Origin of the sequence: Pontibacter burrus (assembly GCF_010686685.1) — a bacterium.
GTDB classification, from domain to species: domain Bacteria; phylum Bacteroidota; class Bacteroidia; order Cytophagales; family Hymenobacteraceae; genus Pontibacter; species Pontibacter burrus.
Genome location: NZ_JAAGWD010000002.1, coordinates 481,692 through 508,227 on the forward strand (window position 1 = coordinate 481,692; position 26,536 = coordinate 508,227).

Sequence of the window (26,536 nt, forward strand, 5' to 3'; positions counted from 1 at the left end):
GAACATTGCTGCTAACAGAAGGTTCCTTTTGCTCTTGGCTAAGTTGCTGGTGGTAGCGCTTACCCTTTACCTGCTCTACCAGGCCATTTTCACTGCACCCGTTACCTTCCTGAGCTGGCAAACTATAGTTGAAAATGCTTTGCAAAGCCCTGCCCGCTGGCTGTTTATAGTTACCGCACTACTCATTCCGGCGAACTGGGGCTTCGAAGCAAAAAAGTGGCAGCTATTGGGTCAGAAACTGGAATCAATCTCGTATTGGCGCGCCTACAGGGCCGTAATGGTCGGCCTTACCCTTGGCTTCATCACCCCAAACCGCTTAGGAGATTATGCCGGCCGCGTACTGGAGCTGAAAAGTAAACAACGCCTGGAAGCCATAGGTGCTATTTTTATAGGCCGTTTTTGCCAGTTGGTAGCTACGGTTATAGTTGGCTCTGTGGGGCTGTTATACTTTATAGTTACTTTTTTCTGGGCTGATTATCCCGGTGTTTCGCTGAGTCTGGTGTTTCTGCTGCTAACTATAGTTGCGGCTACGTTGCTGTTGTTATACAATGCACAGGCGCTTGTAGCAGTAATTTCAGCTATTAAGCCTTTAAAAAAACTGGTGTCGTATATGGCCATCATGGCAAACTATAATTCTGCTGAGATCTCAAAACTGCTGTTACTCTCACTTGGCCGTTATACTGTTTTCCTGGTGCAGTTTATTCTGCTTTTGATTCTGTTTGACGTGAAGCTGAGTGCGCTGCAATATGTGAGCGGTGTGGCTGGTACGTTTTTCATTAAATCTATCGTTCCGTCGGTTAGCTTGCTTTCTGACCTAGGTGTGCGGGAACTGTCGGCGATGTATTTGTTTGGCTTGCTGGGGCAGGAACGATTGCAGGTGCTGAGCGCCAGCCTGAGCTTATGGTTGCTGAACATTGCAGTGCCGAGCCTGATCGGGTTATACTTTGTGCTGCGCCTGCGTTTCTCACGGAAAGGAGTAGCGGCATGATGTGGCTTCTCATAGTTTCGCTGGCAAGCTATAGTTGGGTAATTATCCGCCGCTGGTTAGCCTGGGGCAAACTGCCTGAAACAAACATCCCTGAAAACTGGCAGCCAACTATAAAACTATCGGTCATTATCCCTGTCCGTAACGAAGGGGCTAATATTCTGCATTTACTTCAGGATGTGGAAAGACAGACCTACCCGAAGCACCTTTTCGAAGTGATTGTGGTAGATGATCATTCCGAAGACGCTACAATAACTATAGTTACCGATTTTGCCAATATATCAACTCTAACTATAAAATGTATTGAGTTGAATAATTATGTTAACTACATTGGTAAAAAAGCAGCTGTTCAAAAAGGAGTAGAACTGGCAGCAGGGGAGTTGCTGGTATTTACGGACGGCGATTGCCGTGTTGAACCGGAGTGGCTGCAACTATATGCCTATAGTTTCCAAGCGCATCAACCCAAATTCATCAGCGGACCAGTCAGTTTTTACAATACCTATAGTTTGCTCGAGCGGATGCAGTTAGTGGAGTTTGCAAGCCTGATCGGTATTGGCGGTGCATCTATAGGCTTAGGTAAGCCCAATATGTGCAACGGCGCTAACCTGGCTTATACCAAACGGGCTTTCGAAGAAGTCAACGGCTTTGCTGGTAACGAAACCATAGCCAGCGGCGACGATGAATTTCTGCTGCACAAGATCAGCCAGAAGCATCCGGAGAAGGTGTTTTTTCTGAAGCACAAACAAGCTATAGTCTACACCGAAGCCCGAAAAACCATCGGCAGTTTCCTGAGTCAGCGCATCAGGTGGGCGAGTAAATGGCGGGCGTACCAGCAGTGGCACGTAAAATTGCTGGCGCTTATCGTGTTTACCGTTAACCTGTTATTGTTTGTGGCACTGCTGCTGGCTATAGCTGGCGCGCTGCCTGCTTCGGTTTTTATTGGGGCTATAGTTGCCAAGTTCGCCGTAGATTTCTTATTTTTATCTCGTATTCTCAGTTTTTTAGGCCGAAGGCAGTACATCTGGTACATGCTTCCGCTGCAACTAGTATACATTCCGTATGTGGTGGTAACCGCCGTTTTAGGCTTAACCGGGCGCTACCGCTGGAAAGGCAGAACCATACAGAACCGATGACAGATATAGAGTTCGACATACTCGATGAATTATACTTTGTAGCGTCTTACCCGGACCTGCGCAGCACGCTTTCCTTAAGTGATGAAGAGCTGTGCCAGGGCCTGCAGTCGCTATTAGCCAAAGGCTACATCCGCATTATGTACCCCGACCAGGACACCGAGCACGCGTATGATCCGGGAGTTTTTGGGAAGCACTGCCAGGATTATTTTTACCTTGCTACCAAAGCAGGTTTGGTAGTGCATAACTCAATTTAAATGGCCGTACTTCAGAAAGATAAACCTGCAAATCGTCCGCCTTCCTATTACATCCGGCAGCGCCTGTTGCAGAACAAGCCAGCCATGGCTGGGCTGGGCATTATTGTACTGGCTATACTTGTGGCTATACTGGGTTACGCCATCATGCCCGACAGCACACCAAACGCCAACAACGGCCTGGTTCAGATCCAGAAGAAAACGCCCGGCTTCTCAACAAAAGTGCTGCGCATCTCCAAAGTAAATCCTGCTGCCGATGTTAATCCTGTGGAGTTCGTGCTATTCGGCGCACCCGAAGATAACAGTGAGGTCCCGATCGAAAGCTATCGTTTTAAAGGAGACAGCCTGCAAGTGCAACCACTGCGCAGCAACAATGCTATGGCCGACCAACCCCGTACATTTGGCCTAAACGAAATTGTATCTGAGCCCGGAAACTATAGTTCAACCGAACTTCAGAAACTGATTGAAGGGGACCACATCCGGAACAAAACCTTTTGGCTGGGCACCGATAAAGCCGGTCGCGATGTGCTGAGCCGTTTAATTCTGGGTACACGTATTTCGCTGGGCATTGGCTTTGTAGCGGTGCTTATATCGTTGATAGTAGGTATTGCAGTTGGCGCGGCAGGCGGTTATTTTGGAGGTTGGGTAGATAAACTGATGACCTTCCTGATGACGGTGGTGTGGTCGGTGCCGAGTATTATGCTGGTAATTGCCATTAGCCTGGCCCTGGATAGCAAAGGTGTTTGGGTAGCTTTTGTAGCTGTGGGCTTAACCATGTGGGTAGAAGTTGCCCGTGTGGTACGTGGCCAGATACTCGGTTTAAAAGAAAAGACCTACATCGAAGCTGCTCAGGTTCTGGGAGTTCCGGAAAGATTGATTATATTAAGGCATCTGCTGCCAAACATGATAGGCCCCTTAATCGTTATTGCCACAGCAAACTTTGCATCGGCAATTCTGATAGAGGCGGGCCTTAGCTTTTTGGGGCTGGGCGTACAACCGCCGGCACCAAGTTGGGGCATGATGGTGAATGAAGGTTTTCAGCTGATAGGGGCGAAGGCTGGTTTATACTTAGTACTTTTACCAAGTTTGTGCATTAGTGTGCTGGTGCTGGCATTTAACCTGTTGGGAAATGGCCTGCGCGATGCATACGATCCAAAAATACCGTTGACGAATGGCTGAGAGTAGTACACCAAATATACAACAGGAGCTTAACCTTAAAAAGCTGGAGCTCTCTGCTTTACTAGAGATAACAAAGGCGATAAACGACAACCTGCCGGAAGCGGCCTTGTATAAAATTTATCGTTTTACCTTGCTGGCCCAGCTGCATATCAGCCGCCTGGTGCTGTACGTGCACGACGAGCAATGGGAGTGTAAAGCCGATTTCGGTACGCAGCAGGATTTCAAAAAACAGGATCTTCCGGAAGCTATCACTTCGCTGAAAGAGATCACTTATATGAGTAAGCTGCAGGTAGATAAAAAGTGGCGTGCTTTCGAGATCGTGATCCCGGTACTGCACAACGGCAAAGTGCTTGCTTTTGTGATGATAGGCAAGATGCAGCCATTTTACACCAACCTGGAAGCTCTGAACTTTGTGCAGACGGTGAGTAACATTATGCTGGTTGCCATCGAAAACCACAAAATGGCCCGCCAGCGACTGGCGCAGGAGTCTATCCGCCGCGAAATAGAAATTGCCCGCGAAGTACAGAACATGCTTTTTCCGAAGGCCCTGCCCAACGACAAAGACATTGCCATACACGCCAGTTATATTCCACATTCATCCATCGGCGGCGATTATTACGATTACATTGAAATAGACCAGGACCGGTTCCTGTTTTGTGTGGCCGACGTATCGGGTAAAGGAGTGCCAGCTTCCTTGCTAATGTCTAACTTCCAGGCAGGCCTCAGAACGATTCTTCGACAAACATCTGACCTGAACACAGTAGTAGCTGAGCTGAATAACCTGATCTATAGAAACGCGATCGCAGAGAAGTTTATCACGACTTTTCTGGCGCTGTATAATCGCAAGACCCGCGAGCTGTGTTATGTAAATGCCGGCCATAACTCACCCATTCTGCTGCACGAGAACAACACGCACCAACTGCTGAATGAAGGCTGTACTATGCTGGGTGTTTTCGATGTGCTGCCGTTTATGGCGGTTACCAGCATTACAGTACCTAAAAACTCCGTGCTGCTTTGCTACACCGACGGCCTTACCGAAGTGTTTGACGAAGACGACTCGGAATTTGGTATTGAGCGAACTATAAACTTCCTGCAGACGCACCGCTACCTGAGCTCCAAAATGCTGCACCTGCAACTGCTCCGTGAAATAAACCTCTACAACGAAGACGCCACCCTGAACGACGATATTACCTTGCTCTCGTGCAGGTTCAAATAGTTTAAGAGTTAGCGAGTTTAGGAGTTTGTGAGTTAGAAATATGCTGTAGTCTTATGACTTACGAAGCTATAGTTTGAATATCGTAACGCAGTATTTAAGACGCACAAAACCATTCAACAATCAACAATTAGCCATCAACAATTAACGTGTTTCGCCTCTATAAAACGCCTTACCTGATGAAGAAGCTGTTGCCTGGCTATACCTGGCACCGTGATGTGGCGGATAAGAAGCTATTCCTGACATTTGATGATGGGCCGATTCCGGAAGTAACCCCGTGGGTGCTGGAGCAGTTGGGAAAGTATAAAGCGAAGGCTACATTCTTTTGTGTTGGGGACAACGTGGCAAAGCACCCGGATGTGGCACAACTGGTGCTGGCGGGCGGACATAAACTGGCAAACCACACTTTTAACCACTTAAAAGGCTGGCAGACATCGCTGGAACTATACCTGCAAAATGTGCAGCAGTGCCAGGATGCGTTGGAAACTATAGTTTCTGCTACTTCAGGTGAGAAATTGCTGTTCCGTCCTCCTTATGGGCGCATTACATCAGCACAGGCAAAAGCACTCAGGCCAACTTATGAGCTAATCATGTGGGATGTACTGACCAACGACTATGATGGTACATTAGCCCCGGAAGAATGCCTGAAGCACAGCATAGATAAAACCCAATCCGGCAGCATCATCGTATTCCACGACAGCCTGAAAGCGGAACGAAACATGCGCTATGCCCTGCCCCGTTTTCTGGAACATTTCACCGGGCTGGGCTATACCTTTGAGACCTTATGATCGTATCGGTCATCTACTTTATAGTTTACTTTTCCATTTTCCTGGGGCTGCTGTACCTGCTGTTTTACAACCGTAAAAGCTATACTTCTGCCTTCACAGAGCAACCCCGCATCAGCATTTTAATAGCCGCCCGCAACGAAGAACATTCAATACTGCGCTGCCTTACTGCCATCGATGCGCTGAATTACCCGAAAGACAAAATTGAAGTACTGATCGGTAACGATGCCTCAACAGACAACACTTGTGCTATAGTTAACGACTTCATTAAAGACAAGCCAAACTATAGTTGCTTTACCATTACTCAGACTATAGGCAACACACGCGGCAAAGCTAATGTGCTGGCACAACTCGCGCACCGCGCCACCACCGACTACTTTTTTTATACCGATGCCGACATTGCCGTGCCTAAAAACTGGGTGCAAATGATGCTCTCTGCGCTGGATGAAAGAGTGGGCGTGGTTACAGGCATTACTACTATAACCGGCAACCATTTTTTCCATCAAATGCAGGCACTGGACTGGCTTTATGCGCTCGGCCTGATACAAGTAGTTGCCGATGTAAAGTTGCCGGTAACTACGATGGGTAACAACATGCTTTTGCGCCGGCAGGCTTACGAAAGTGTAGGTGGCTTTGAAGGCATAAAGTTCTCCATTACAGAAGACATTGCCATTTTTAACGAGATATTAAGCAAAGGCTGGGAGTTCCGGAATATTTATAGCCGGGATACACTGGCCTTGTCATTGCCGGCGGATACGTTCTGGCAGTATTTGCATCAACGCAAACGCTGGATGAGCGGCTCCATGCATCTGCCCTGGTATATGGTTATTATTTTTATCCTGCATTCAGCTTACTATCCGGTGCTTATCCCATTCTGGGTTCATAGTTCGGTGGCCATTATGCTGGGCATTTTTGTGCTCAAACTTATCTTTCAAAGCATTTTTGTGCGTGAGTGCCTGCGCCGGGTGAACATGACCGTGCCCTGGTACTACTACATCCTCTTCGAACTATACCTCGTCGTATCATCCGTTATCCTCATTATTTTCTTCTTTATACCAGTTAAAACCGTCTGGAAGGGAAGGCGCTATTAGAAGTTAGAAGGTTTAGAAGTTAGAAAGTTAGAAAGGTATTGGAATTGTAGAGACGCAATACCTTGCGCCTCGGCAACCACGGAGCTATAGTTGCTCTGAATCTCATTAATCCTTCTAATCCCCATTAATCCCGGTTCAGACAAAATCCCGCTAATTCAGATCAACAATCAGCAAATAACAATCAGCAATTAAAGCTAACTTGCAGCTTTAAACTATAGTACCGCTTTGGTTACTGATTACTGTTAACTGCTAACTGAAATGTTGAGATTAGTTGATTCGCACGCGCATATTTATTCGGAAGAGTTTAAGGATGACCTGGCTGCAGCCGTAGCAAAAGCCACGGACGCAGGAGTAGAGAAGATTTACATGCCCAACATCGACCATACCAGTATAGATGCGATGCTGGAAGCTGAAGCTGCTTTCCCTGGAATATGCATACCGATGATGGGACTGCACCCTGCTTATGTGAAGAAGGATTTTGAGCGCGAACTGTACCTGGTGGAAGAGTGGCTGGATAAGCGAAAGTTTGCAGCAGTAGGGGAGTGTGGTATTGATCTGTATTGGGATAAAACGTTTTTCCCGCAGCAGCAGGAAGCCTTGAAGGTACAGCTCGAACTGGCAAAGAAGCACAACCTGCCTATCATCCTGCACACCCGCGATTCGTTTGACGAAACCTACGAATTAGTTGCTGCTGCCCAGGATGGTACCCTTCGCGGAATCTTTCATTGCTTTTCGGGTACGGTAGAGCAGGCTGCTAAAGTAAAAGAGCTTAACTTTTTGATGGGCATTGGTGGTGTTGCAACCTTTAAAAACGGTGGACTGGATAAAGTACTTCCGCATGTGTCGCTGGATAGCCTGGTGCTGGAAACAGATTGCCCTTACCTGGCACCGGTGCCGTACCGTGGCAAACGCAACGAGCCTGCTTACATTCCGCTGGTACTGAAACGTGTAGCTGAATTAATGCAGAAAACCGAAGAAGAAGTAGCGGAAGTAACTACCAAAAACGCCCTGAACCTGTTTAAACTATAGTTATGCAAACAGTAAAAGTCCACATCGATACAGCCGCACCCGACGACCCGGAAGCATCCATCCTGATCATTTACACCGGCGGAACGATAGGTATGGTGTTCGATGAAAAAGCGCAGCACCTGATACCGTTCAACTTTTCGAAGATACCGGATAGAGTGCCGGAACTGAAGCAATTCAATTACCTGCTTACTGTAATCAGCATCGAGCCGGTTATCGATTCGTCAGACATAACTATAAATGACTGGCTGATGCTGGCAAAGCTGATTGAAGAGAACTATAACGATTACGATGGCTTTGTGGTGCTGCACGGTACTGATACCATGGGCTATAGTGCGTCGGCGCTGAGTTATTTGCTGGAGAACCTGCAGAAGCCGGTGATCTTTACCGGAGCTCAAGTGCCAATTGGGCTGATACGCACAGATGCGCGTGAAAACCTGATCACAGCCTTACAGATTGCCGGAACCAAAGCGCATGTTAAGTGCAGAGTGCCGGAAGTGAGCATTTTCTTCCATAACCTGCTGTTGCGCGGTAACCGGGCTAAAAAAGTAGAGAGCAGCCATTTCGATGCCTTTAAATCCGAAAACTACCCACCTTTGGCCGAAGCCGGAATTGACATTGATTTTTACGACGAGCACATTCTGCCTTGCCCGCTGCTGCCGTTAAAAGTGCATCATCAACTGGAGCCGAATGTGGTTATCCTAAAGCTATTCCCTGGTATTACCGAGCAGGTGGTGCAGAGTATACTGCAGCTGCCAAACATAAAAGGCGTGGTGATGGAAACATTCGGTTCAGGCAACGCGCCTACAACACCATGGTTCCTTGATTTGCTAAAAGAAACTATCGACCGTGGCGTATACATCCTGAACGTGAGCCAGTGCGACGAAGGCCGCGTAGACCAGGGGCGTTATGAAACCAGCAAGTACCTGCTGAACATGGGCGTAATTGGTGGAGCAGATATCACTACCGAAGCGGCTATTACCAAACTGATGTTTGTACTAGGCCTTAACCTGGGGAAAGAGGAAACGATAAAGCTGCTGTCGGGGAACCTGCGTGGTGAAATTACCTTGCAAAGCAGCTAAACTATAGTTATGCGCTGTTTGCAACTATAGAATTTATTAGCGTATCTTTGCAGCCACAATTAGAGAGTTGTCCGAGTGGTTGAAGGAGCACGCCTGGAAAGTGTGTATACCTCTAAAGGGTATCGAGGGTTCGAATCCCTCACTCTCTGCTGGTAGAGATACCAAAATCAGCTAAAAGCCTGCAAATAAAGAGTTTGCAGGCTTTTCTGTTTTAACCCGCCTTCTAAATTTTGCATCTTTTCCTATAGTTTAGGTGAGTTGTCCGGTGAGTTCATTCAAAGATTCTATTGACTCACCGAATTGAGGTGTAACTTATTGATACACAAGGTGTACAAGGTGTTTACATCTTGACTGCGGTTGACTGCAAGGCTACTTTTGTTTAACCTTTAAAGTCACTGTTATGAGCATCAATTTCAGTCTTCTCTTCTACCTGAAGAAACCAAAGAATTACCAGATAGGCCCCGTTCCAATCTACCTGCGTGTCACGGTGGCCGGCAAGCGGGCCGAATTAACCACTAGCAGGTCCGTTGAGCCGGAGAGGTGGATTTCCTCAGCAGGTCGCGCCATGGGCACGAAAGCGACAGCAAAGTCTCTGAATATTTACCTGGACAACCTGCAGGCGAAGGTGTACGAGGCACACCGGCAGCTGGTGGAGGCAGGGTTGCCGCTAACGGCAGAGGCTATCAAGAACAGGTTCCTGGGGAAAGTGGAGAAGGGCAGGACGCTGTTGGAGGTCTTCTCAGAGCACAACAGCAAAGTGGAAGCCCTGGTCGGGGACGGGTTTGCCCCCGGCACCCTGGAGCGCTACATCACCTCGCTCAGGCACACGCAAGAGTTCATGAAGTGGAAATATGGTGTGGAGGATATGGAGGTCAGGGAAATCAACCATGCTTTCATCACAGACTTTGAGTTCTACCTGCGGAGTGTGCGCAAGTGCTCTAACAATACGGCCGTCAAATATATCAAGAACTTCGGCAAGATCATCCGTATCTGCCAAGCTAACGGGTGGATTTCCTCGAATCCATTCGCAAATTACAAGTTGAAGGTAAAGACCGTGGAGCGGGTGTTCCTCTCAGAGGAAGAGCTGCAGCGGCTGGCTGAAAAAGAGTTCCCTACAGAACGCTTGGCGCTGGTGCGGGATATCTTCCTGTTTAGCTGCTTTACGGGATTAGCTTATGTGGACGTGAAGCAGCTAAGGCACTTTGATTTGCATAAGGGGATTGACGGGGAGCAGTGGATCTACAGGAAGAGACAGAAAACTGACACCCCTTCCCGTATTCCCCTGCTGCCAACAGCGCTTCACATCATTGACAAGTATAGTCAGCACCCGCAATGCCTGCATGAAGGGAGGTTGCTGCCGGTGCCGAGCAACCAGAAGATGAACGCATATCTGAAAGAAATTGCCGACCTATGCGGGATTCAAAAGCAGATGACCTTCCATAACGCCCGCCATACCTTTGCCACTACTGTTACGCTTCTTAATGGGGTGCCTATGGAGAGCGTGTCGAAGATGCTCGGGCATACAAATTTGAGAACTACTCAGCATTATGCTAAGATATTGGATGTAAAGGTAGGAGAGGATATGCAGAAACTCCGGGAACGTCTAAAATTGTGATCTTATTTCTTGGGGAGTGGCCTCTATATCATAACTAGTGAGGGATTGTCCTGTTTTAGTTATATGTGCTTGTTAGGCAATTGATTGTAAATAAAAGTAAGCAAACATTTTTTGTTTGCCTACTTTTCCATGTAGATTCTATTTATATGACAACCTGATTAGGAGGGAGAGCAAGGGGATTTCTTGTAGAGTCTACGGGCATTTACATTAAGTCAGACACCTATTATTAGGGCCACAACTGTAGTATTATGTTTTTAGCCTAATAGCTCTTCCTTAGTTTCATCAATTATTGATTAAATGTTAGTAAACATTGTCAAAAGCCAGAATAGTTAGATTTTTCTTTTCAGCCGTGTGAAATAAATTCTAAATGTAGTTTTCTCAACAACAATTGTCTTACAGAAAACTAGCGCTACCTATAATAATTTCGAAAAAAGTGAGGGAATGATCTCTGAGCGGCTAAGCCAAGTCAGGGACACCTTCCTGTTCCGCCGCCTGATAGGGCCTGTTTACACCGACATATAGCAACACACCCAGGCAAACATCATTAAAGGCATTGACAGGGAGGCGACTCTCCTTTAGAATGCAGAAGTCCGGCATCACCCACTCGGCTTCCGCTGCTGTCTGCAGCCAAGCTCCTGCTCGATAAGTATACATATCACCCGAAGTGTTTGTATAAGTACCGCCTGATATCCGTGCTCAGCAACCAGAAGATGAACGAGTATCTGAAGGGGCCTTGGATGTGTGCGGCATCCAGAAATCAGCCACCTTCCACACTGCTCGCCATACCTTTGCTACTACATTCATGCTGTTGAACGGGGGTAGCGTTGTAGAGCATGTTCAAGATGCTCGGGTATACATCCATCAAAACAACAAAGCATTTATGCCAAGACACCTGACCTTAAACTTTGCCAGGACATGATGCTAGTAAAGCACAGGTACAGAGCAGAGGTGGAAACATCTAAATGACATAACTTCATTTTCTTTGCACTATGACAATGAGAATGCCTAATACAAGACCTCCAATTTCCATTTAACTATTGTATAAGGGTATTTTCTAAAATAGACTTTAGACAAATAATCATATTAAATTAAGTTATAAACTATAAGGCTAGATTAACAAGATTGACATGCGGTATAACCTGCTTTACTGCCTTGAGCCTGCATGCGTCACAAGAGCGGATGGAAATTTCACATTCATCATTTCAGACAACAGGAGTTGGGTTAGTGGCTTGATGAAACAGTAGTATTTAAAATACACCCAAGCAGATCAGTGACTAACTGTTAAGTTTTACTTTACTTCATTCGAAGAATAAGGTCCCCTAGAGCTGCCGATAATTCTAGGTTTATAATCTATGGAAATAACTGCATGTGAATATTTTATCATTATTCAATTGCTTATATCAAGCATTCTCTATATATTTATTAGATATAAATATTCACGCTATGAAACCCCTGAACTTAATCCTGCTTCTGTTCCTACTCTCAACCTTTATTTCCTGCAAGAAAAAGGACATATCACCAGCAAACCCTATCGATCAACTTCCCGCTGCCTCCACAAGTGGTATGAACACCATCGGCTGCCTGGTGAATGGAAAGGCACTTGTGCCTAAAGCAGATAAGTGGGGAAACATTACCTACAGTTGTTATTATCAGTACCTGGATGACAGCTTCGGTAAAGGCTATTACTTTAATGTATCAGTGATTAACAACAAAGACAAGCCTGTAACAGGGGTTTATGTTCAAACCAATAAATTAGAAGTTGAAGAGGGTAAGACCTACCCACTTGTTTCAGAAGATGAGGAGGGCAATGCCTATGGTTTTTTATGGACGAATAACGGCACCAAGTCCACCTACTACTTTACTAATGAGACTAACAAGGGCGAACTGACCATCACCAAACTCGACAGGTATAATCAGATCATCTCAGGCACCTTCTGGTTTGATGCCGTGGATGAGAAAGGGAATGTAGTGGAAGTACGGGAAGGACGTTTCGATATGAAGTACATGAAATAATGCCCTTTTATATATTTCACCCTTAACCCTTTTTCATGAAAAACAACTTGTACGCCCTACGGCGCACCATGCTATTGGTGTGCCTAACTTTGCTGTGTCTTCCCACAAGCATATACGCCCAGCAGCCCGATTACTACTACCCCAAGTATAATCTCACTTCCCCCATGCCTGCAGGCACGGAGCTCGACACCACCTTTCACAACCGCATGCGTCATATATTTGGCCTGCTGGAAACAAATAGAGTCCCAAAGGGAATTTTGCTAGATTATGCCATGGAGTTCACCAACATGAGCAACTACAATGGGAATGCCTTGACCGACACCAATTTCGTAGACCAAGCAGCCTACTGGGATATTTACCGTACGCTTTACACAGCCCGTATTCACACCAGTGCCGCAACTCTAGACCTTAACAACCTGGACAGTGAGTGGTATAACAACAGGCAACCCGGACGAATCACCCTAGCCGGTATGTATTTCCAATATGCCCGCTTTCGCAATGATGCCGTGAGTGCCAACAAACTTACCATATCCAACGAAAAATTAGTTGATAAATATGTGTCGGGCGCATGGCAAAATCCTTATCAAGTAGAAAGTGTTTTTGCCATGGCACCTGCCACCAAAGTGTATGAAGGCCTTACTCAGCAGCTATTGCTCCCCACAGCACTCTGGGAGAGCAATGAGATCGGGTCTGTAAGCAGCTTGGAGGTAGATGCCGGGGATGGTATGGGCTTCCGAATCATGAGCGCCGGACAAGCACTGAGCGTAGTATATCCGGACACAGGACGAAAGGAGTTAAAATATAGGTTAAACCTAATTAACGGCACCTCGTTAATAAGCCATTCAGAAATTGATATCAGGTCTGCGGATGATGACCTACTGACATTGCTTTCAGGCGATAACCCATGTCACCTGTGCCAGGTGACAGCAACAGAACCCTACCTTGGGCAATATGCACAAGGGTACATCAGGATCAAATACGCAAACCCAGACAACAAATTAAGAAACCCCCTGATTGTCGTGGAAGGTTTTGACCCCTACCACATATTAGAACCTGAGTCAAAGTTTGGGGATGATCTGATGGTAAACTTTGAAGCAAATCTAAATAATTCTGTGAATTTAAGGAGTCTAGTAAATAGTTCATACGATGTGATCTATGTGGACTGGAAAAATGGGACAGATGACATCAGGAGAAATGCTATGCTTGTGAAAGAAATCATACGCCTGGTAAATAGTAAAAAAGTAGCACTTGCAAATGGTTTGAAAGCAGACAACGTGATTATTGGCATAAGCATGGGAGGACTTGCCGTTAGGTGGGCGCTCAAAGACATGGAAGATAAAAATGAAATCCATGACACCCGTCTTTTTGTCAGCTTTGATACGCCGCATCAGGGCGCAACTGTTCCAATAGGCTACCAGCACTTGGCACGTCATGTAAAAGGACTTTACCTCAGAACCGGTCTCACCGCTTCCACCGCAGAAGCAATACAGTTTTTCAGGGGGGGGGATGAGTCCGCGCAGAGCCCTCAGCCTTGCAGACAGACCAGCAGCTAGGCAAATGCTCATCAACCGCATAAATGATTACGGTGTGCTGGATAACACAGCCCACCACCAGTGGCAAAGCGAACTACGCACCAAGGGGTATCCTGTTGGCAATGGCAACACCGCCTTTAGGAAAGTCGCTTTAAGCAATGGTGCTGAGTGTGGTTCTTTACAGGCTTTCCTACCAGGCGATCTACTTTTTGCCTTAATAGGCAAGGGTAATACTAGGTTCCTGGGAGACATTGCAGGGATGGTTGCCTTTCCGGTTGCTGGTAATCTACTTAATAGCACACCACTGTCAATGGGGATTATCCCAGGACGTAATGAGATCAATATAGATGTGAGGGTCTATGCTATTAATGTCAACGGAGGCAATATGGTGTATTATAACAAGATCACTTATAAGAAGAATATTCTTTATGTTATTCCCGTTACTAGCAACCTTACGAATGTCAGTAAATATGCACCAAGTGGGCTTCAGGCTTACGACAGCTATCCCGGCGGTTTCTACCGAGTGGGTTTGGACACCAGGAACATTTCTTCAGAGACGAATAATGACCTAGCTAAGTCACTTGCCAAGTATAATATCAACTTATCAGTTAGGTCCACATTTAACTTTGTGCCGACTACCAGCGCGCTGGACATTGGTGGCGGCGCAGTGGCTCTAACTTCCACCGATCATATAGCAACATATATCGGCTCATTACCACCTTTTGCTCCAAAAAGTACACCCTTTGATAATTTTACCACAGCTTTTGAGGACTCAAGGGTAAACGAAGAACATATGGTTTTAACAGCTAGGAGCGGGAACTGGATTGTTGCGGAGCTTAATAATGCGCCTGATCTTTCCCCGGACTGCACTTTCGTGTGTGGGTTAAACCCAGTAACAGGGCCTGCGATTTTATGCAGTTCTTCCACTTATACCTTACCTAATGTGCCTGCAGGAACAATCGTAAAGTGGTCTGCAGTACCAGCCCATCTGTTTGTAAATAGTTCAGGTTCTGGGTCTTCTGCGTTTATAGAACCTGTCTTTGGTGCTGGAGGACAAGCCAGGATAACATTTACAGTGGAAGGTGTATGTGATGTTGATGTAGTTAAAAATATACAGATTGGAAGTAGTCTCCCACAGATAAGCTTAGCTTATGATCCAAACTGCAACTGTTCTCTGGAAGGGAATCTCAACACCGGCAAAGCTTATGACTTTTACATGTTGACAGACAATCCTTCTACATATAATGGAGACTATATGTGGGTGATTACCCCGCCAATGGATTCTCAGAACCCTTTCCCAATGATCTTTGAAGGGAAGAAGCTGACCTTTACAGCTATGGAGCCTGGTTATTACAGGTTTCAGGCAAGGCAGAACTATGAGTGCGGCTGGAGCCACTTTTCTGAAAAGACATTTTATTTTACCGGGCAATATTTGAACACTTTTATGGTAACGGTATATCCGAACCCTACATCTGAAGAGCTTAATGTGACAGTAGATGATAGCACCTATTCAGAAGGTACAGCAGGGGATGCATATCAAGTAGTCCTCTACAACAGCCAACAGAAAGTCGTGTATGAAACAAGGAGCAGATCTAAGAATTTAAAAATAAGTGTCGACGAGTTAAGAGAAGGTTTCTACTATCTAAAGTTTATCTTCAAAGAGACTGTAATCACAAAGAGAATACAGATCAGCCGCAGAATATAATCCAGTTCGTAGTGTCAAGTTAAAATGACGAATGGGGCTTGTATAAGCCCCATTCGTCATTTAAGGGCTGAATCGATGCGCTGATATGTCCGCTATTCTTATACTCTTTTAATCATGAAATGATTACTTGCTAGCCACAAATAACCTAGGGATGACTTATAATATAAATAGTGTGTTTAAAGATGAACGAAGAAAGGGCTTCAGAAGCCTTTCATCTGCTAAAGAGTAATAGCTTTCTGTGATCCAATATGGCGAGACAAGCAATTCCCTGCCTGCTTTCATCTTCTTAGTGAACTGCAGGTCTGTTGTGCTGGGTTTGGTATAGCCTGAGAGATGGTGGTGACGCAAAACGATAGCTGAAGCACGGGCTATGAGTGCTGAAACGATTGGCCACCGTGCTTGCCATCCTGCAGGCGGAGAGCTCATGGAGGCCTAGTACCCGGTTGACCCTATTCAGGAGCAATACCTCGAACTGCTCGACAAACTCAAGTTTGCTAGTTTCTCAGCTGTTTTTCAGGCTGTGGTAGCTGTCATAGAAGTTTGGTACAAGAAAGGTATTTAGGCCAGTTGTGAGCAATAATGAGTCTTATTTAATGTCCTACTAATCATGTGAAATTAGCATAAGAATTCTAATGAGTAGATCTGCTGTAACACAGGGTGTTCGTCTTTTGTTTTTAAATGTTAGCTATAATTCAACCAAACTCTACAAATATTGGGAAGCTACTCTTAAGAAACCACTTGTCTACGTTATAGCTGTTCTAGTAAAAGTTATGAACAGGTTCCGCTTTAAATTTCTCAATTCAAAAAAACTGTTGTTGGAATTGTATTAGCTAAATTATATTTTGGAATTTGTGGATAATGTTTGCTTTTCAATGCCATTCACTAAAAAAAGGTTTGTAAAATAGCATAGTACTCCTACATTTGCCCGCACTTATGTATGACCCTATTCCGACCAACTATGTGACAAACTTTACCTCCCCGATTTTCATTTCCTAGAAATTGGCGTAGCCGCATTAGTGTGTATATTACATATTCACATGTGAATATGCTTGTGAGCTAACGCCTTTCATACCCTGCATACACTAGCTCCCTGTTTTGCTTTCAGCTGAATGAAGGAGATGGGCTTTTCGAAAAGCACGTATGTGCTATTTCCCGAACTATATGATAAGTTATTGCCACTTGTGCTGCGCTTTCTGAAAAGTGGCAGGATGGCAGAACTGTGTCCTCTTGTAATAATACTAACTACTTGTTTTTTCTATTGTGATAGCAAAACGTTTACTACTATTAATTTTACTGTCTTCTTTTTTCGCTTATCCTCAGGTACACGCGCAGAGCCAGCAGCCGTCTACCCCGCTGTACCGCCAGGAGATGGTCCCGCTTTCTCCAACGGCAGCGGCCCTGGGAAAGTATGTGGATATTCCGGTAAGCCTGTCCACAGGCACACCGGAAATTAGCATCCCGCTCTACGAGGTGAATGGGCGGGATCTGAGCCTGCCGATTTCCCTGAACTATCACGCAGGCGGCTTCAAGGTCGGGGAACTGGCCAGCTGGGTAGGCCTAGGCTGGTCGCTCAATGCAGGGGGGATGGTTGGACGCACCATTCGCGGTTTGCCTGACGATGGATCTTACTTGACACACTTTGCTACTCGGTCGGGACACCTGAATGAGGTTGGTGATTATTCCTTGTTGTCCTTTTTAACAAAAGGGACAGTTGACGGGCAGCCTGATGTATACTTTTACAACTTTGATGGTTACAGCGGGAAGTTTATACAGACAGACCGGGAATACCTCATGCCCAAACAGCCTTTACGGGTAACAGGAAGCGTGATCGCCGGATGGGAGATCACGAATCCAAAGGGGGATACCTACTTTTTTAAAGAAACCGAGAAAAGCCTGGTCAGAGGGGAAAACACAGCAGAAGCAAACGTGACCAGCTGGCTCCTGTCAAAGATTGTGTCTGCCAATGGAACGGATACAATCTATTTTGACTACAAGCAGGCCACATACCGGGAGAACCTGACGCTCTCTGAAACTAAAGTTTTTGACCAGGAAACATATATTCTCGGGGCAACCCCCCAGGTTCGGTATACCGATGTGAATGCCTCCTTAACTACTATGTACTCTAAGCAGTTAGAGCGAATTCGTTTCTCTCAGGGGCGTGTAGAATTTATTTCAAGTGCCAGCAGAGAGGATCTCCGACCGAGGGACAACCTCGATCCTCATCAGCCGCTGAGGCTGGATGCCATTAAAGTGTATGACAAACAGGATAAGCTTATCAAGCACTATAGTTTTCATTACGACTATTTTAGCGTAGGTACTACTCCTGAAGACAAACGTTTGCGGTTGAATACATTACTTGAAATGCCTGTGGGGAACGATGTCCTGTTCCAATCGCCCCGAACACATGCTTTTACCTATAACATGGACCAACAATTGCCCAGACGCACATCTAAGGCTATGGATCATTGGGGGTATTTTAATAAGGCTACCGGCAACACCAGTTTAATACCGAAGCATACCTTCAGCAACGGGACGGTTGCGCAAGGTGCAAACCGTGACCCTAACATGTCTGCACCATTGGCAAACCTGTTGACAAGAATTACCTACCCGACCGGCGGCTTTGCGCAGTATGAATATGAAGCGCACGACTATAGCTTTATAGAGAACAGGCCTGTTGAAGAAACCCTTTTAAAGACAACCCCTCATACCTACTATGCGGAGGCCTGGTATTATGATCCGAAAAAGTCCCCAGCGGAGAACACCCGTGCCACTTCTGCTACCTTCTATGTAGCCACAGCACAGGATGTGACCATAAGCACCAGCGTTTACACCCAGACAGCTCCATCTGCGATGAAAGCAAGTACTTTCTCTACCATGACAGCCAATGGTTTCCTGGGGGCTATGGTGCAGGTATTTGACAGCAAGGGTAGCCAAGTTGCGGTATTCGACCATGATGATAATAAAAGCCACACCCTCCGCCTGCAACCCGGACATTACTATGTAACAGCTACTGCTACCGATGCCAGTACTTATGCTTCCATTTACTTTACTTATTACTCTTATTCCAGTGAGATTCTGAAGCTTAAGCTGGCCGGAGGAGTACGTGTTCGCAAGACGGTCTTGCACGATGGCATGGATCCCCAAAAAGATATCGTAAAAACTTATCATTACCGGCTTTCCGAAGATAGTACCTTGTCCAGCGGTAGTTTGAATGCTGCCCCCAGCTATGACTATACCTATACGAACTGGGAATATGTTTGGCAGCACGAAAATCTGCCTGAACCTGATTTTGATGAGGGGGTACCTAAACACGAATACAGCTACATGGCCTTAACTTCCAGCGCTCCGAATGCAAGTGGTTCCAGCGCACCAGTTATGTACCGTGAGGTGACGGTCGTGCAAGGTAGCGGAGCCGGGAAAAGTACCTATGCCTTTACCAGCCACTTCGAGAGCCCGGATGGACAGGGGGGCAGGGCATATCCATTTTCGCCACCGACAGACAAAAGTTGGCAGCGGGGGCGTCTGCTTTCACAGACAGATTATGACATTAAAGGTAATATTGTCCGTAAGCTCCTAAATAGTTATACGGTGGATGGGGCAACCAGGAACGTACTGAGTGGTTACAAGGCTGTGTATGCCTCCAAACACCCCGATGCTGCATCAGAAACTTACAACGCGAACTGGTTCAACAACACTTTCTACCAGGAAGAATACCAGATGCTCTCAGAGTTCCAATACTTGGACCGTTCCGAGGAGCGAATATACACGCAGGATAATTCTGGCCAATATGTAGCACAAGTGACTACCTTCCATTATGACCGCTTGCCGGTGCATACCCAGCTCACGCGCCAGGAACAATCACTGGAAAACGGGATGACTAGGGTAACCAGGTACACCTATCCATCTGACTACGACTTTCCTGCTGGAGCACTCCTGACGCCTGCAGCTCAGGCGCTGCAGCAGATGAAGACCAACCATATCATCAGTCCGGTAATAGAAAAGACGACCTGGCAGCGAACCGTAGCCGGCATGGCCCTTGTTGGCGGAGAACTGACCGAGTTCAATACCTTCCATGTCGGTACCAGGCCATTGGTGCTACCACACAAGGTGTATTTGCTGGAACAGGCGGCTCCTGTCGCCGAAACGGCATTCACTCCTTTGAGCGTTGCTACTGAAGGCGGTAGTTACAGTGTGCGCCATGACAGCCGCTATGCACTGCGAACAACCCTGCTAGCTTACAATAGTTCGGGCAGGCTCCAGGAGCTTCTGGATGCAGACGGTCGCCGGTTTGTCTACCTATGGGGGTACCGAAATCAGTTCCCTGTCGCCGAGATCGAGAATGCAACCCTTGCCGGAGTGGAAACGGCGGATGACATCCTATGAGTACGACGGGATGGGCAGGCTACGCCTGGTTCGGGACCACGAAGGGAACGTGCTCAAAGCGTATGAATACCACTACAAGAATTAATACCTCAGGCATACAACGACGATGAAAAACATATACCCTTATTTCACTGCCTTTGGCCTTTGGCTGCTGGCATTCTTCTTCATGCCGGTTGCTTCCCTGGCACAAAAAACAGAAGAAGCCCAGATCACCCCCATGATCCTGTTGCCCGGGGACGGAGCTTCCCTGAAAATTGAAGGCCCTACCTCGGTCTGTGTTGGTAAATCCTACTCCTATTGGGTTTCGGGCGGGACCTGCTTTAATTATGAATGGAGCGTAACGGGGGGCACGTTCTGGTCCAGCGGGAGCGGGATCAATGTGACCTGGACCTCCACCCGCGGGAGTATCACCCTGGAGGGATACAGCTGCAAGGACAGCAGGGGGAAAACCATCGTGGGGCTGGCCGGCTTGTCGGTTGCGCCGGCTAACGCCCCGGAAATCGCCATCTCTTCCACGGCGACCACCATCTGTGCCGGCACAGCGGTTACGCTGACAGCCTCGGGTGCCAACAGTTACAACTGGGATAACGGGCTTGGCTCCGGGGCATCCAAGACGGTTTCCCCCCAGGTGACGACCACGTATACGGTGCGGGGACCAAACACGGCGGGCTGCTTTGGTGAGCAGCGCATCACCATCATCGTGGAGCAGCCGACCAACCCGGTAGAGGTAACCTTAAACAAGGGGTGTGGTTACACAGATCTGTTGCGAAGCTCCGGTACCTTTTACTGGCAGGGGACCAACCCGGACGGTACCAGCCTGAATGGAGCCACTTCCTACCGCGCCTACACCAGCGGCACCTATTACATCCGGGAGCGCACGCCGGCCGGGTGCTGGGGTACGGCCACGGCAATCGCAGTAACCGTGAATACGCCGCCAGCTACTTTTTCAGTAACGGGGGGCGGGTCGTTTTGTGCCGGGGGCGCCGGTGTTTCCGTCGCACTCAGCGGCAGCGAAAGCGGAGTAAGCTATCAGCTTTTGCGGGACGGCATAGCTGTGGGGGAACCAGTGGCGGGAACGGGGGCAGCCTTGCACTTCGGTCTGCAGGCACATTCCGGCAGCTATACCGTGACGGCCAGCCAGGCGTCAACCGGCTGTTCGCGTACCATGACGGGTAGTGCGGCCGTCACTGCGCTGGGCCCTGCAGCGGCTACTATTACAGCTGGCGGGACTACTGCCCTTTGCCCAGGGGGCAGCGTGACCCTGACTGCCAATGCGGGCAGGGCTTACAAATGGAGTACCGGCCAGACGACCCAAAGCATCACAGTGGCTGACCCGGGAAACTACAGCGTTGAAGTGACGAATGACGCAGGCTGTAAAGCGGTTTCCCAGCCTGTGCAGGTAACCAGGTTTGAGGCGCCTGCTGTTACGGTGACACAGCATACAGGCGTCGGCACAAAACCTGGGCTGATGCTGGAAGCCAGGGGCGGGGAGGGGGCTGTCTTCAGCTGGTCCCCGGCCAACGGACTGGACAGGCTGGTAGGCCCCCGAGTCAAAGTCACGGAGCCTACTGCTGGCAGGACCTATACGGTGACGGCAACGTACCCTTCCGGCTGCACAAGCACCGCATCCGTTGCCGTGGCTGTGGCAGCCAATAACCAGAATTACGTGATCGAAAACAGTATCCAGGTAGCAGGCATCACCGGAGAAACGCAGCTTGACTACCTGACCAGCGAGGAGCGCCAGCAAAGCATCAGCTACTTCGATGGGCTTGGTCGCCCTATACAGACGGTGCTCACGCAAGCCAGTCCCAAAATACAGGATATCGTCACGCCTGTAACCTATGACCGATACGGGAGAACGGATAAGACGTGGCTGCGCTATGTAATGGGCAGCACGGGCACTTACCGGCCGGAGGCGATTGCAGAACAGGGAACTTTCTACCTGCCCGATCCGTCCAAGAACTATAGCACCGATGCCGCCCCGTATGCTGTGCCGGTGTATGAGCCTTCGCCCCTGGGCCGGGTGCTCAAGCAGGGGGCGCCGGGTATTGCCTGGCAGCCGGACGCGCTGCCGGCAGGGCAGAGCCAGGACTATACCATCAAAACCACTTTTCGGGCCAACCTGGCCGGAGAAGTGCGCAGGTGGCAGTACGAGCATGTTTCCAATGCCTTCAGCAGCTCGGACCATTACGAACCGGGCCAGCTGTATGTGACCGAAGTACGGGACGAGCAGGGTTCGGTGACGGTGGAATACCAGGACAAGCAGGGAAGGGTAGTCTTAAAGAAAGTGCAGGAAGACGAGACAGGCGCTACCCCTGCCGCCACTTCAGGTTACCTGCTTACCTATTACGTCTATGATGCGCTGGGCAACCTGGTGCTGGTGCTCCAGCCCGAGGGTTACCGCCAGCTGCCGCCGGCCATGGACGGGACAATTACACTGGAGCGGGCTTTTACGGAGCGCTGGTGCTTCCGCTACCGCTACGACGGGCGAAGGCGCCTGGTGGAAAAGCAGGTGCCGGGTGCGGAGGCCGTGCTGCTGGTCTACAACTCGCGTGACCAGGTGGTGCTCACCCAGGATGCGGTGCAGCGACGGCAGGGAAAGTGGACCTTTGCCAAGTACGACGTGCTGGGCCGCTCAATCCTATCTGGGCAGCTTTCAGACGCCAGGGGTCAGGCTGCGCTGCAGGCACTGGCCGATGGCAGTGCGGTGCCGTATGAAACCAGGGATGCTTCCACGGCTGGGTACACCCTGACTCAGTCTTTCCCCGCCGTAACGGCTGACGACCTGCTGTCCATTACCTATTACGATGACTACGCGTATACGGCCCTGGATAGCTTTGGCTTTATACCAGAATTAGGACAGGGGGCTTTTAGCACCCAGGTGCTGGATCAGGTGACGGGTACCCGCACACGTGTGCTGGGGACCAATGACTGGCTGGTGAGCGTGAGTTACTACGATGAGAAGTACCGCCCGATCCAGGTCCTGGCCCAAAACCACCTGGGCGGGGTGGACCGGACCACCAACCGCTACGACTTCACGGGCAATGTACTGGCAAGCAGTACCACCCACCATGCAGGCACCCAGAGCTACGTGATTGCCAACACCATGCGCTACGACCACATGGGACGCCTGCTGGAGACAAAACAGCAGACGGGTAGCGGCCCGGAAGTGGTGCTCTCCTCCCTGGAGTACAATGCGCTGGGGCAGCTGGTGGACAAGAAGCTGCACAGCAGGCAGGTAAGTATGGCAGAAGAGCAGCGCACTTACCTGCAAAGTGTGGACATGCGCTACAACATCCGCGGCTGGCTGACAAGCATCAACAACGGCACGCTCACGGTCGATGCCCGCAACAACGAGGCCGGTGACCTGTTTGGCCTGGAGCTTGGCTACAACCAGAAACCGGAGCTGGGCCTTTCGGCCGGGCAGTTTAACGGCAATATCTCGGAAATGCGTTGGACAACGGCTAGCGACAGGGTACAGCGTGGCTATGGCTATGGCTACGACAAGGCCAACCGCCTGACCTCGGGCCTGTACCGGGCTAAGGGTGCAGCAGGGGGCTGGCATGCCGAAACGGGCAACTACGATGTGAAGGGGCTCAGTTATGATGGCAACGGCAACATCCGCAGCCTGGAGCGCTACGGCCTCACCGAAGGCAACGCCAATGACAAGAGCAGCTTTACCCAGGCCAGCTTCGGGCGTGTCGACAGCCTTTCCTACTTCTACCAGGGCAACCGCCTGGTAGGGGTGGACGATGCGTCCCCAGCTGCCGGGCCGGCCGGGGACTTCAGGGACAACGGCCGTAAGTACTCGGCGTCCGTGCCTGAATACCACTACGATGTAAACGGCAATATGACCCGGGATGAGAATAAAGGCATTACAGTTACCTACAATCCCCTGAACCTGGTGGAGCGGGTGGATGTGGCCGGAAAAGGGTATCTTGCCTATACCTATGCGGCAGACGGCCGCAAGCTGCGTAAGCAGGTCTATGAACTGGCAGAAGGCGCTGCTGAGCCCAAACTCAAAGCCACTACCGATTACGTGGGCCAGTTTGTCCACCAGCAGGACACACTCTTTGCCCATACGGCGGAAGGCCGCGTGCTGCTGGATGGAAACCAGTGGCGCTATGAGTACCACTTAAAAGACCACCTGGGCAACCTGCGGGTCGCCTTTGCCGAGCCGGACACGAGCCTGTACCTGGCCACGATGGAGGAAAACCGCCGCGCCGAAGAGGAAAACACCTTTGCCGGTTTTGTGGCACCGGGCAAGCCAGACGTGCGGGTTGGGGTGGTAGCAGCACTGGATCACACCCATAAAACCGCCCATGCACCGGATACCCAGCCGAAAGCGGTGCGCCTGAACGCGGGCCAGGGCACTACGGCCCGTCCGGGTCTCCTGCTGAAGGTGATGCCCGGGGATAAAGTCACGGCCAGGGTGCACGCCAAGTACGTGGACCTGCGGCGCAGCTCGCTGGATGCCTCGGTGCTCATGGCGGCCCTGTTGGGTACAGCCTCGGGCTATACGGTCATGCCCGACGGAACCGGCGCCACACTGATCAAAAACAGCGCCGGCACCACGCTGGCCACGCTGGGGGGCAGCCAAAGCGGGGGAGCACCTACCGCCAGCCTGAGCTATTATGTGCTGGATGAAAAGAAAGTGCCAGTACCGGGGGCTATGGGCTATGCGTCCGTGACCACAGCAGCTGCGGTGACGGACCAGGCCTCGCTACTGGCCCCGCACCAGGTGCTGGAGGTAAGCGTGCCGGCGATGGCCAAAGCCGGCTACGTGCTGATCGAGCTGGCCCACGAGGCGCCGGAGAACGTGGACATCTACTTTGATGACCTGTCAGTGGAGCACCAGCAAGGGATTATGGTGCAGGAGAACCACTACGACCCGTGGGGCCTGAACCTGGCCGGGCTGGAGCAGCAGCAAACCCCTGACCACCTCTTCCAGTACAACGGGAAGGAGAAACAGACCGAGCTGGGTTTGAACTGGATGGACTACGGAGCCCGGATGTACGACGCCCAACTGGGCAGGTGGCATGTGGTAGATCCTTTGGCGGATCAGATGCGTCGCCATTCACCTTACAATTACGCTTTCGACAATCCAATCAGGTTTATTGACCCGGATGGTATGGCGCCTGATGATTACTTTAATAGGAATGGTCAATATTTAGGTTCAGATGAAGCTACTAGCGACATTGTAAGAGTTGTAGACCAAAAGGTTTGGGATGAAAATAAGCAGGTAAGTGATAAAGGAGTAGAGAGCATTGATAATAAAAAGGGCGTTGAAATTTCGAATAAAGCATCTCAAGCTAATTTAACTGATCAAGCTTCTCTTGCTATATATGAACATTATAACCCAACAGATTTAAAATTAACAAAGGGGGATAGTGATAAAGGGGGTATGACATTTCAATATCAAAGAGCTAATGGAGAAACATCAGAAGAGATAGCAGTAAATATAGATGCAAATAAAAGAACTGAGATTTCAGACCACTCGAATGAAATAAGGAGCCTATTTAGCCATGAGGAAAGACATTATGATGACTACAAAGCTGCAGGAATCGATGCCTATCACTCATTATCTAAAGATTTTAAAGAGCAAAGGGGGTATATTAAACAAATGAGTGATTCAACTTTTTTAAAAACAAGAAGTAGCTTTCAGAAATCAATTATTAAATCCGCTATAGAGCATAATGTAATATTGCCACTTAAAACAAGGTCAGCCTTATGACACAAAAATTTTCTACCTGCTTCTTAGTTATACTTTTGATAAGTGTAATTAATGTCAATGCTCAAGTAAAACTGAGTATCAGTGAGATAGTACTGTCTAATTATAAGATAATTAGCAATAAAAATATAGTTAGCAATAAACACGATACTGATGGACCTTATGCTCTAATCTATTGTAAATTGACAAATGAATCAAATAGTAATGTAATCCTAAATCCTAGCAGTTCAAATATTTATTTGACTTACAATCTTAAAGGAGTTACATACAAGAAGGAATTGATAGCTATGCCTTTTGTTGATCAAAACAAAATATGTCTTCGAGAAAAAGAAGAAGCTTCATTTTCAGCAGGAGATCATTTACTACTTAGTACATCTTTATTAGCAGAATATGAGAATGTTGGTTTCAATGAAATATTACTGCAAATACTACCAACAATTAGAGTAGTTTATAATGAAGAAGACAATGGCTTATCAATTTCTTCAGATTTAATCGAAAAAGTAACATTAAAGAAATAGCAAACTTTGGTGGTATTACTTCTTATGCATACCAAATATTCCATAAGTTATAATGAACCAAAACTTGTGGTAAATATTATTTAAAGGACATTAACTTAATTTAGAAGGCCCCTCACGGATAAGGGGCCTTTACTTTTTAAATTCTTATATCGATAATTAAAAGTCTGAATAGAAGCATCATAGTTCTATAATTATACTCCGGGTTATGACAGGTACCTGTTAGAGATTAAATATAAATGTTTGAACCCTACGTTCTACATAAAATACTAGATTGCTATCTCATTTGGCCTCTAT

At 48.2% G+C, this 26,536-nt stretch carries 17 protein-coding genes and 1 tRNA gene; 17 read left to right on the top strand and 1 reads right to left on the bottom strand.

The window, feature by feature from the left end; translation table 11 throughout:
- The first annotated feature begins 34 nt into the window (after positions 1–34).
- The 14 genes from GXP69_RS06805 to GXP69_RS06870 all read left to right on the top strand — a co-directional run bounded on the left by GXP69_RS06805 (position 35) and on the right by GXP69_RS06870 (position 15,610).
- Complete coding sequence (locus GXP69_RS06805; RefSeq protein WP_235925581.1) at positions 35–988, top strand: lysylphosphatidylglycerol synthase domain-containing protein; 954 nt, start codon at positions 35–37, stop codon at positions 986–988.
- Positions 985–2,118 carry a glycosyltransferase family 2 protein gene (locus GXP69_RS06810; RefSeq protein ID WP_163913712.1) on the top strand — a complete coding sequence of 378 codons (1,134 nt, stop codon included), beginning with the start codon at positions 985–987 and terminating at the stop codon, positions 2,116–2,118. Before GXP69_RS06805 ends, GXP69_RS06810 begins: the two co-directional genes overlap by 4 nt.
- Positions 2,115–2,372, top strand: a complete 258-nt coding sequence (locus GXP69_RS06815; RefSeq protein WP_163913715.1) for a hypothetical protein — start codon at positions 2,115–2,117, stop codon at positions 2,370–2,372. The genes GXP69_RS06810 and GXP69_RS06815 overlap by 4 nt, the downstream gene beginning before the upstream one ends.
- Positions 2,373–3,548 carry an ABC transporter permease gene (locus GXP69_RS06820; protein WP_163913717.1) on the top strand — a complete coding sequence of 392 codons (1,176 nt, stop codon included), beginning with the start codon at positions 2,373–2,375 and terminating at the stop codon, positions 3,546–3,548. It begins immediately after the preceding gene.
- Positions 3,541–4,764: a PP2C family protein-serine/threonine phosphatase gene (locus GXP69_RS06825; protein ID WP_163913719.1), complete on the top strand. Its 1,224-nt coding sequence runs from the start codon at positions 3,541–3,543 to the stop codon at positions 4,762–4,764. Before GXP69_RS06820 ends, GXP69_RS06825 begins: the two co-directional genes overlap by 8 nt.
- Before the next feature lie 146 nt (positions 4,765–4,910).
- A complete protein-coding gene (locus GXP69_RS06830; protein WP_317164569.1) occupies positions 4,911–5,549 on the top strand; it encodes a polysaccharide deacetylase family protein in 639 nt (212 codons plus the stop codon).
- A complete protein-coding gene (locus GXP69_RS06835) occupies positions 5,546–6,637 on the top strand; it encodes a glycosyltransferase (RefSeq protein WP_163913721.1) in 1,092 nt (363 codons plus the stop codon). The genes GXP69_RS06830 and GXP69_RS06835 overlap by 4 nt, the downstream gene beginning before the upstream one ends.
- Positions 6,638–6,895: 258 nt before the next feature.
- Complete coding sequence (locus GXP69_RS06840; protein WP_163913723.1) at positions 6,896–7,666, top strand: TatD family hydrolase; 771 nt, start codon at positions 6,896–6,898, stop codon at positions 7,664–7,666.
- 2 nt (positions 7,667–7,668) lie between these two features.
- The gene (locus GXP69_RS06845) at positions 7,669–8,745 is read left to right on the top strand and encodes an asparaginase (RefSeq protein ID WP_163913724.1); all 1,077 of its coding nucleotides are present in this window, start codon (positions 7,669–7,671) and stop codon (positions 8,743–8,745) included.
- 61 nt (positions 8,746–8,806) lie between these two features.
- Positions 8,807–8,894 (top strand) — tRNA-Ser (locus tag GXP69_RS06850).
- Positions 8,895–9,145: 251 nt separating this feature from the next.
- Positions 9,146–10,360: a site-specific integrase gene (locus GXP69_RS06855; protein ID WP_163913726.1), complete on the top strand. Its 1,215-nt coding sequence runs from the start codon at positions 9,146–9,148 to the stop codon at positions 10,358–10,360.
- A gap of 1,563 nt (positions 10,361–11,923) precedes the next feature.
- Positions 11,924–12,373, top strand: coding sequence for a DUF6252 family protein (locus GXP69_RS06860; protein ID WP_163913728.1), 450 nt, complete (start codon positions 11,924–11,926; stop codon positions 12,371–12,373).
- A gap of 35 nt (positions 12,374–12,408) precedes the next feature.
- Positions 12,409–13,926 carry an esterase/lipase family protein gene (locus GXP69_RS06865; RefSeq protein WP_163913730.1) on the top strand — a complete coding sequence of 506 codons (1,518 nt, stop codon included), beginning with the start codon at positions 12,409–12,411 and terminating at the stop codon, positions 13,924–13,926.
- A 4-nt stretch (positions 13,927–13,930) separates the two neighbouring features.
- On the top strand, positions 13,931–15,610 hold the full coding sequence (locus GXP69_RS06870; protein ID WP_163913732.1) for a T9SS type A sorting domain-containing protein: 1,680 nt from the start codon (positions 13,931–13,933) through the stop codon (positions 15,608–15,610).
- Between the two features lie 156 nt (positions 15,611–15,766).
- Here GXP69_RS06870 and GXP69_RS19340 read toward each other — a convergent pair whose 3' ends face one another.
- Positions 15,767–16,036 carry a JAB domain-containing protein gene (locus GXP69_RS19340; RefSeq protein ID WP_163913733.1) on the bottom strand — a complete coding sequence of 90 codons (270 nt, stop codon included), beginning with the start codon at positions 16,034–16,036 and terminating at the stop codon, positions 15,767–15,769.
- Positions 16,037–16,978: 942 nt separating this feature from the next.
- On the opposite strand from GXP69_RS19340, the gene GXP69_RS06880 reads away from it, so the two are divergent.
- The 3 genes from GXP69_RS06880 to GXP69_RS06890 all read left to right on the top strand — a co-directional run bounded on the left by GXP69_RS06880 (position 16,979) and on the right by GXP69_RS06890 (position 26,242).
- Positions 16,979–19,993 carry a SpvB/TcaC N-terminal domain-containing protein gene (locus GXP69_RS06880; protein ID WP_163913735.1) on the top strand — a complete coding sequence of 1,005 codons (3,015 nt, stop codon included), beginning with the start codon at positions 16,979–16,981 and terminating at the stop codon, positions 19,991–19,993.
- Between the two features lie 1,468 nt (positions 19,994–21,461).
- Positions 21,462–25,727, top strand: a complete 4,266-nt coding sequence (locus GXP69_RS06885) for a DUF6443 domain-containing protein (protein WP_235925598.1) — start codon at positions 21,462–21,464, stop codon at positions 25,725–25,727.
- Positions 25,724–26,242, top strand: a complete 519-nt coding sequence (locus tag GXP69_RS06890; protein ID WP_163913738.1) for a hypothetical protein — start codon at positions 25,724–25,726, stop codon at positions 26,240–26,242. Before GXP69_RS06885 ends, GXP69_RS06890 begins: the two co-directional genes overlap by 4 nt.
- Positions 26,243–26,536 lie beyond the last annotated feature (294 nt).

Coding starts and splice junctions, on each gene's coding strand:
- GXP69_RS06855 (WP_163913726.1), top strand. CDS start 9,146: ATGAGCATCAATTTCAGTCTTCTCTTCTACCTGAAGAAACCAAAGAAT.
- GXP69_RS06845 (WP_163913724.1), top strand. CDS start 7,669: ATGCAAACAGTAAAAGTCCACATCGATACAGCCGCACCCGACGACCCG.
- GXP69_RS06860 (WP_163913728.1), top strand. CDS start 11,924: ATGAACACCATCGGCTGCCTGGTGAATGGAAAGGCACTTGTGCCTAAA.
- GXP69_RS06865 (WP_163913730.1), top strand. CDS start 12,409: ATGAAAAACAACTTGTACGCCCTACGGCGCACCATGCTATTGGTGTGC.
- GXP69_RS06835 (WP_163913721.1), top strand. CDS start 5,546: ATGATCGTATCGGTCATCTACTTTATAGTTTACTTTTCCATTTTCCTG.
- GXP69_RS06840 (WP_163913723.1), top strand. CDS start 6,896: ATGTTGAGATTAGTTGATTCGCACGCGCATATTTATTCGGAAGAGTTT.
- GXP69_RS06815 (WP_163913715.1), top strand. CDS start 2,115: ATGACAGATATAGAGTTCGACATACTCGATGAATTATACTTTGTAGCG.
- GXP69_RS06880 (WP_163913735.1), top strand. CDS start 16,979: ATGGTCCCGCTTTCTCCAACGGCAGCGGCCCTGGGAAAGTATGTGGAT.
- GXP69_RS06890 (WP_163913738.1), top strand. CDS start 25,724: ATGACACAAAAATTTTCTACCTGCTTCTTAGTTATACTTTTGATAAGT.
- GXP69_RS06820 (WP_163913717.1), top strand. CDS start 2,373: ATGGCCGTACTTCAGAAAGATAAACCTGCAAATCGTCCGCCTTCCTAT.
- GXP69_RS06870 (WP_163913732.1), top strand. CDS start 13,931: ATGCTCATCAACCGCATAAATGATTACGGTGTGCTGGATAACACAGCC.
- GXP69_RS06810 (WP_163913712.1), top strand. CDS start 985: ATGATGTGGCTTCTCATAGTTTCGCTGGCAAGCTATAGTTGGGTAATT.
- GXP69_RS19340 (WP_163913733.1), bottom strand. CDS start 16,036: ATGAGCTCTCCGCCTGCAGGATGGCAAGCACGGTGGCCAATCGTTTCA.
- GXP69_RS06825 (WP_163913719.1), top strand. CDS start 3,541: ATGGCTGAGAGTAGTACACCAAATATACAACAGGAGCTTAACCTTAAA.
- GXP69_RS06885 (WP_235925598.1), top strand. CDS start 21,462: ATGCTGGAAGCCAGGGGCGGGGAGGGGGCTGTCTTCAGCTGGTCCCCG.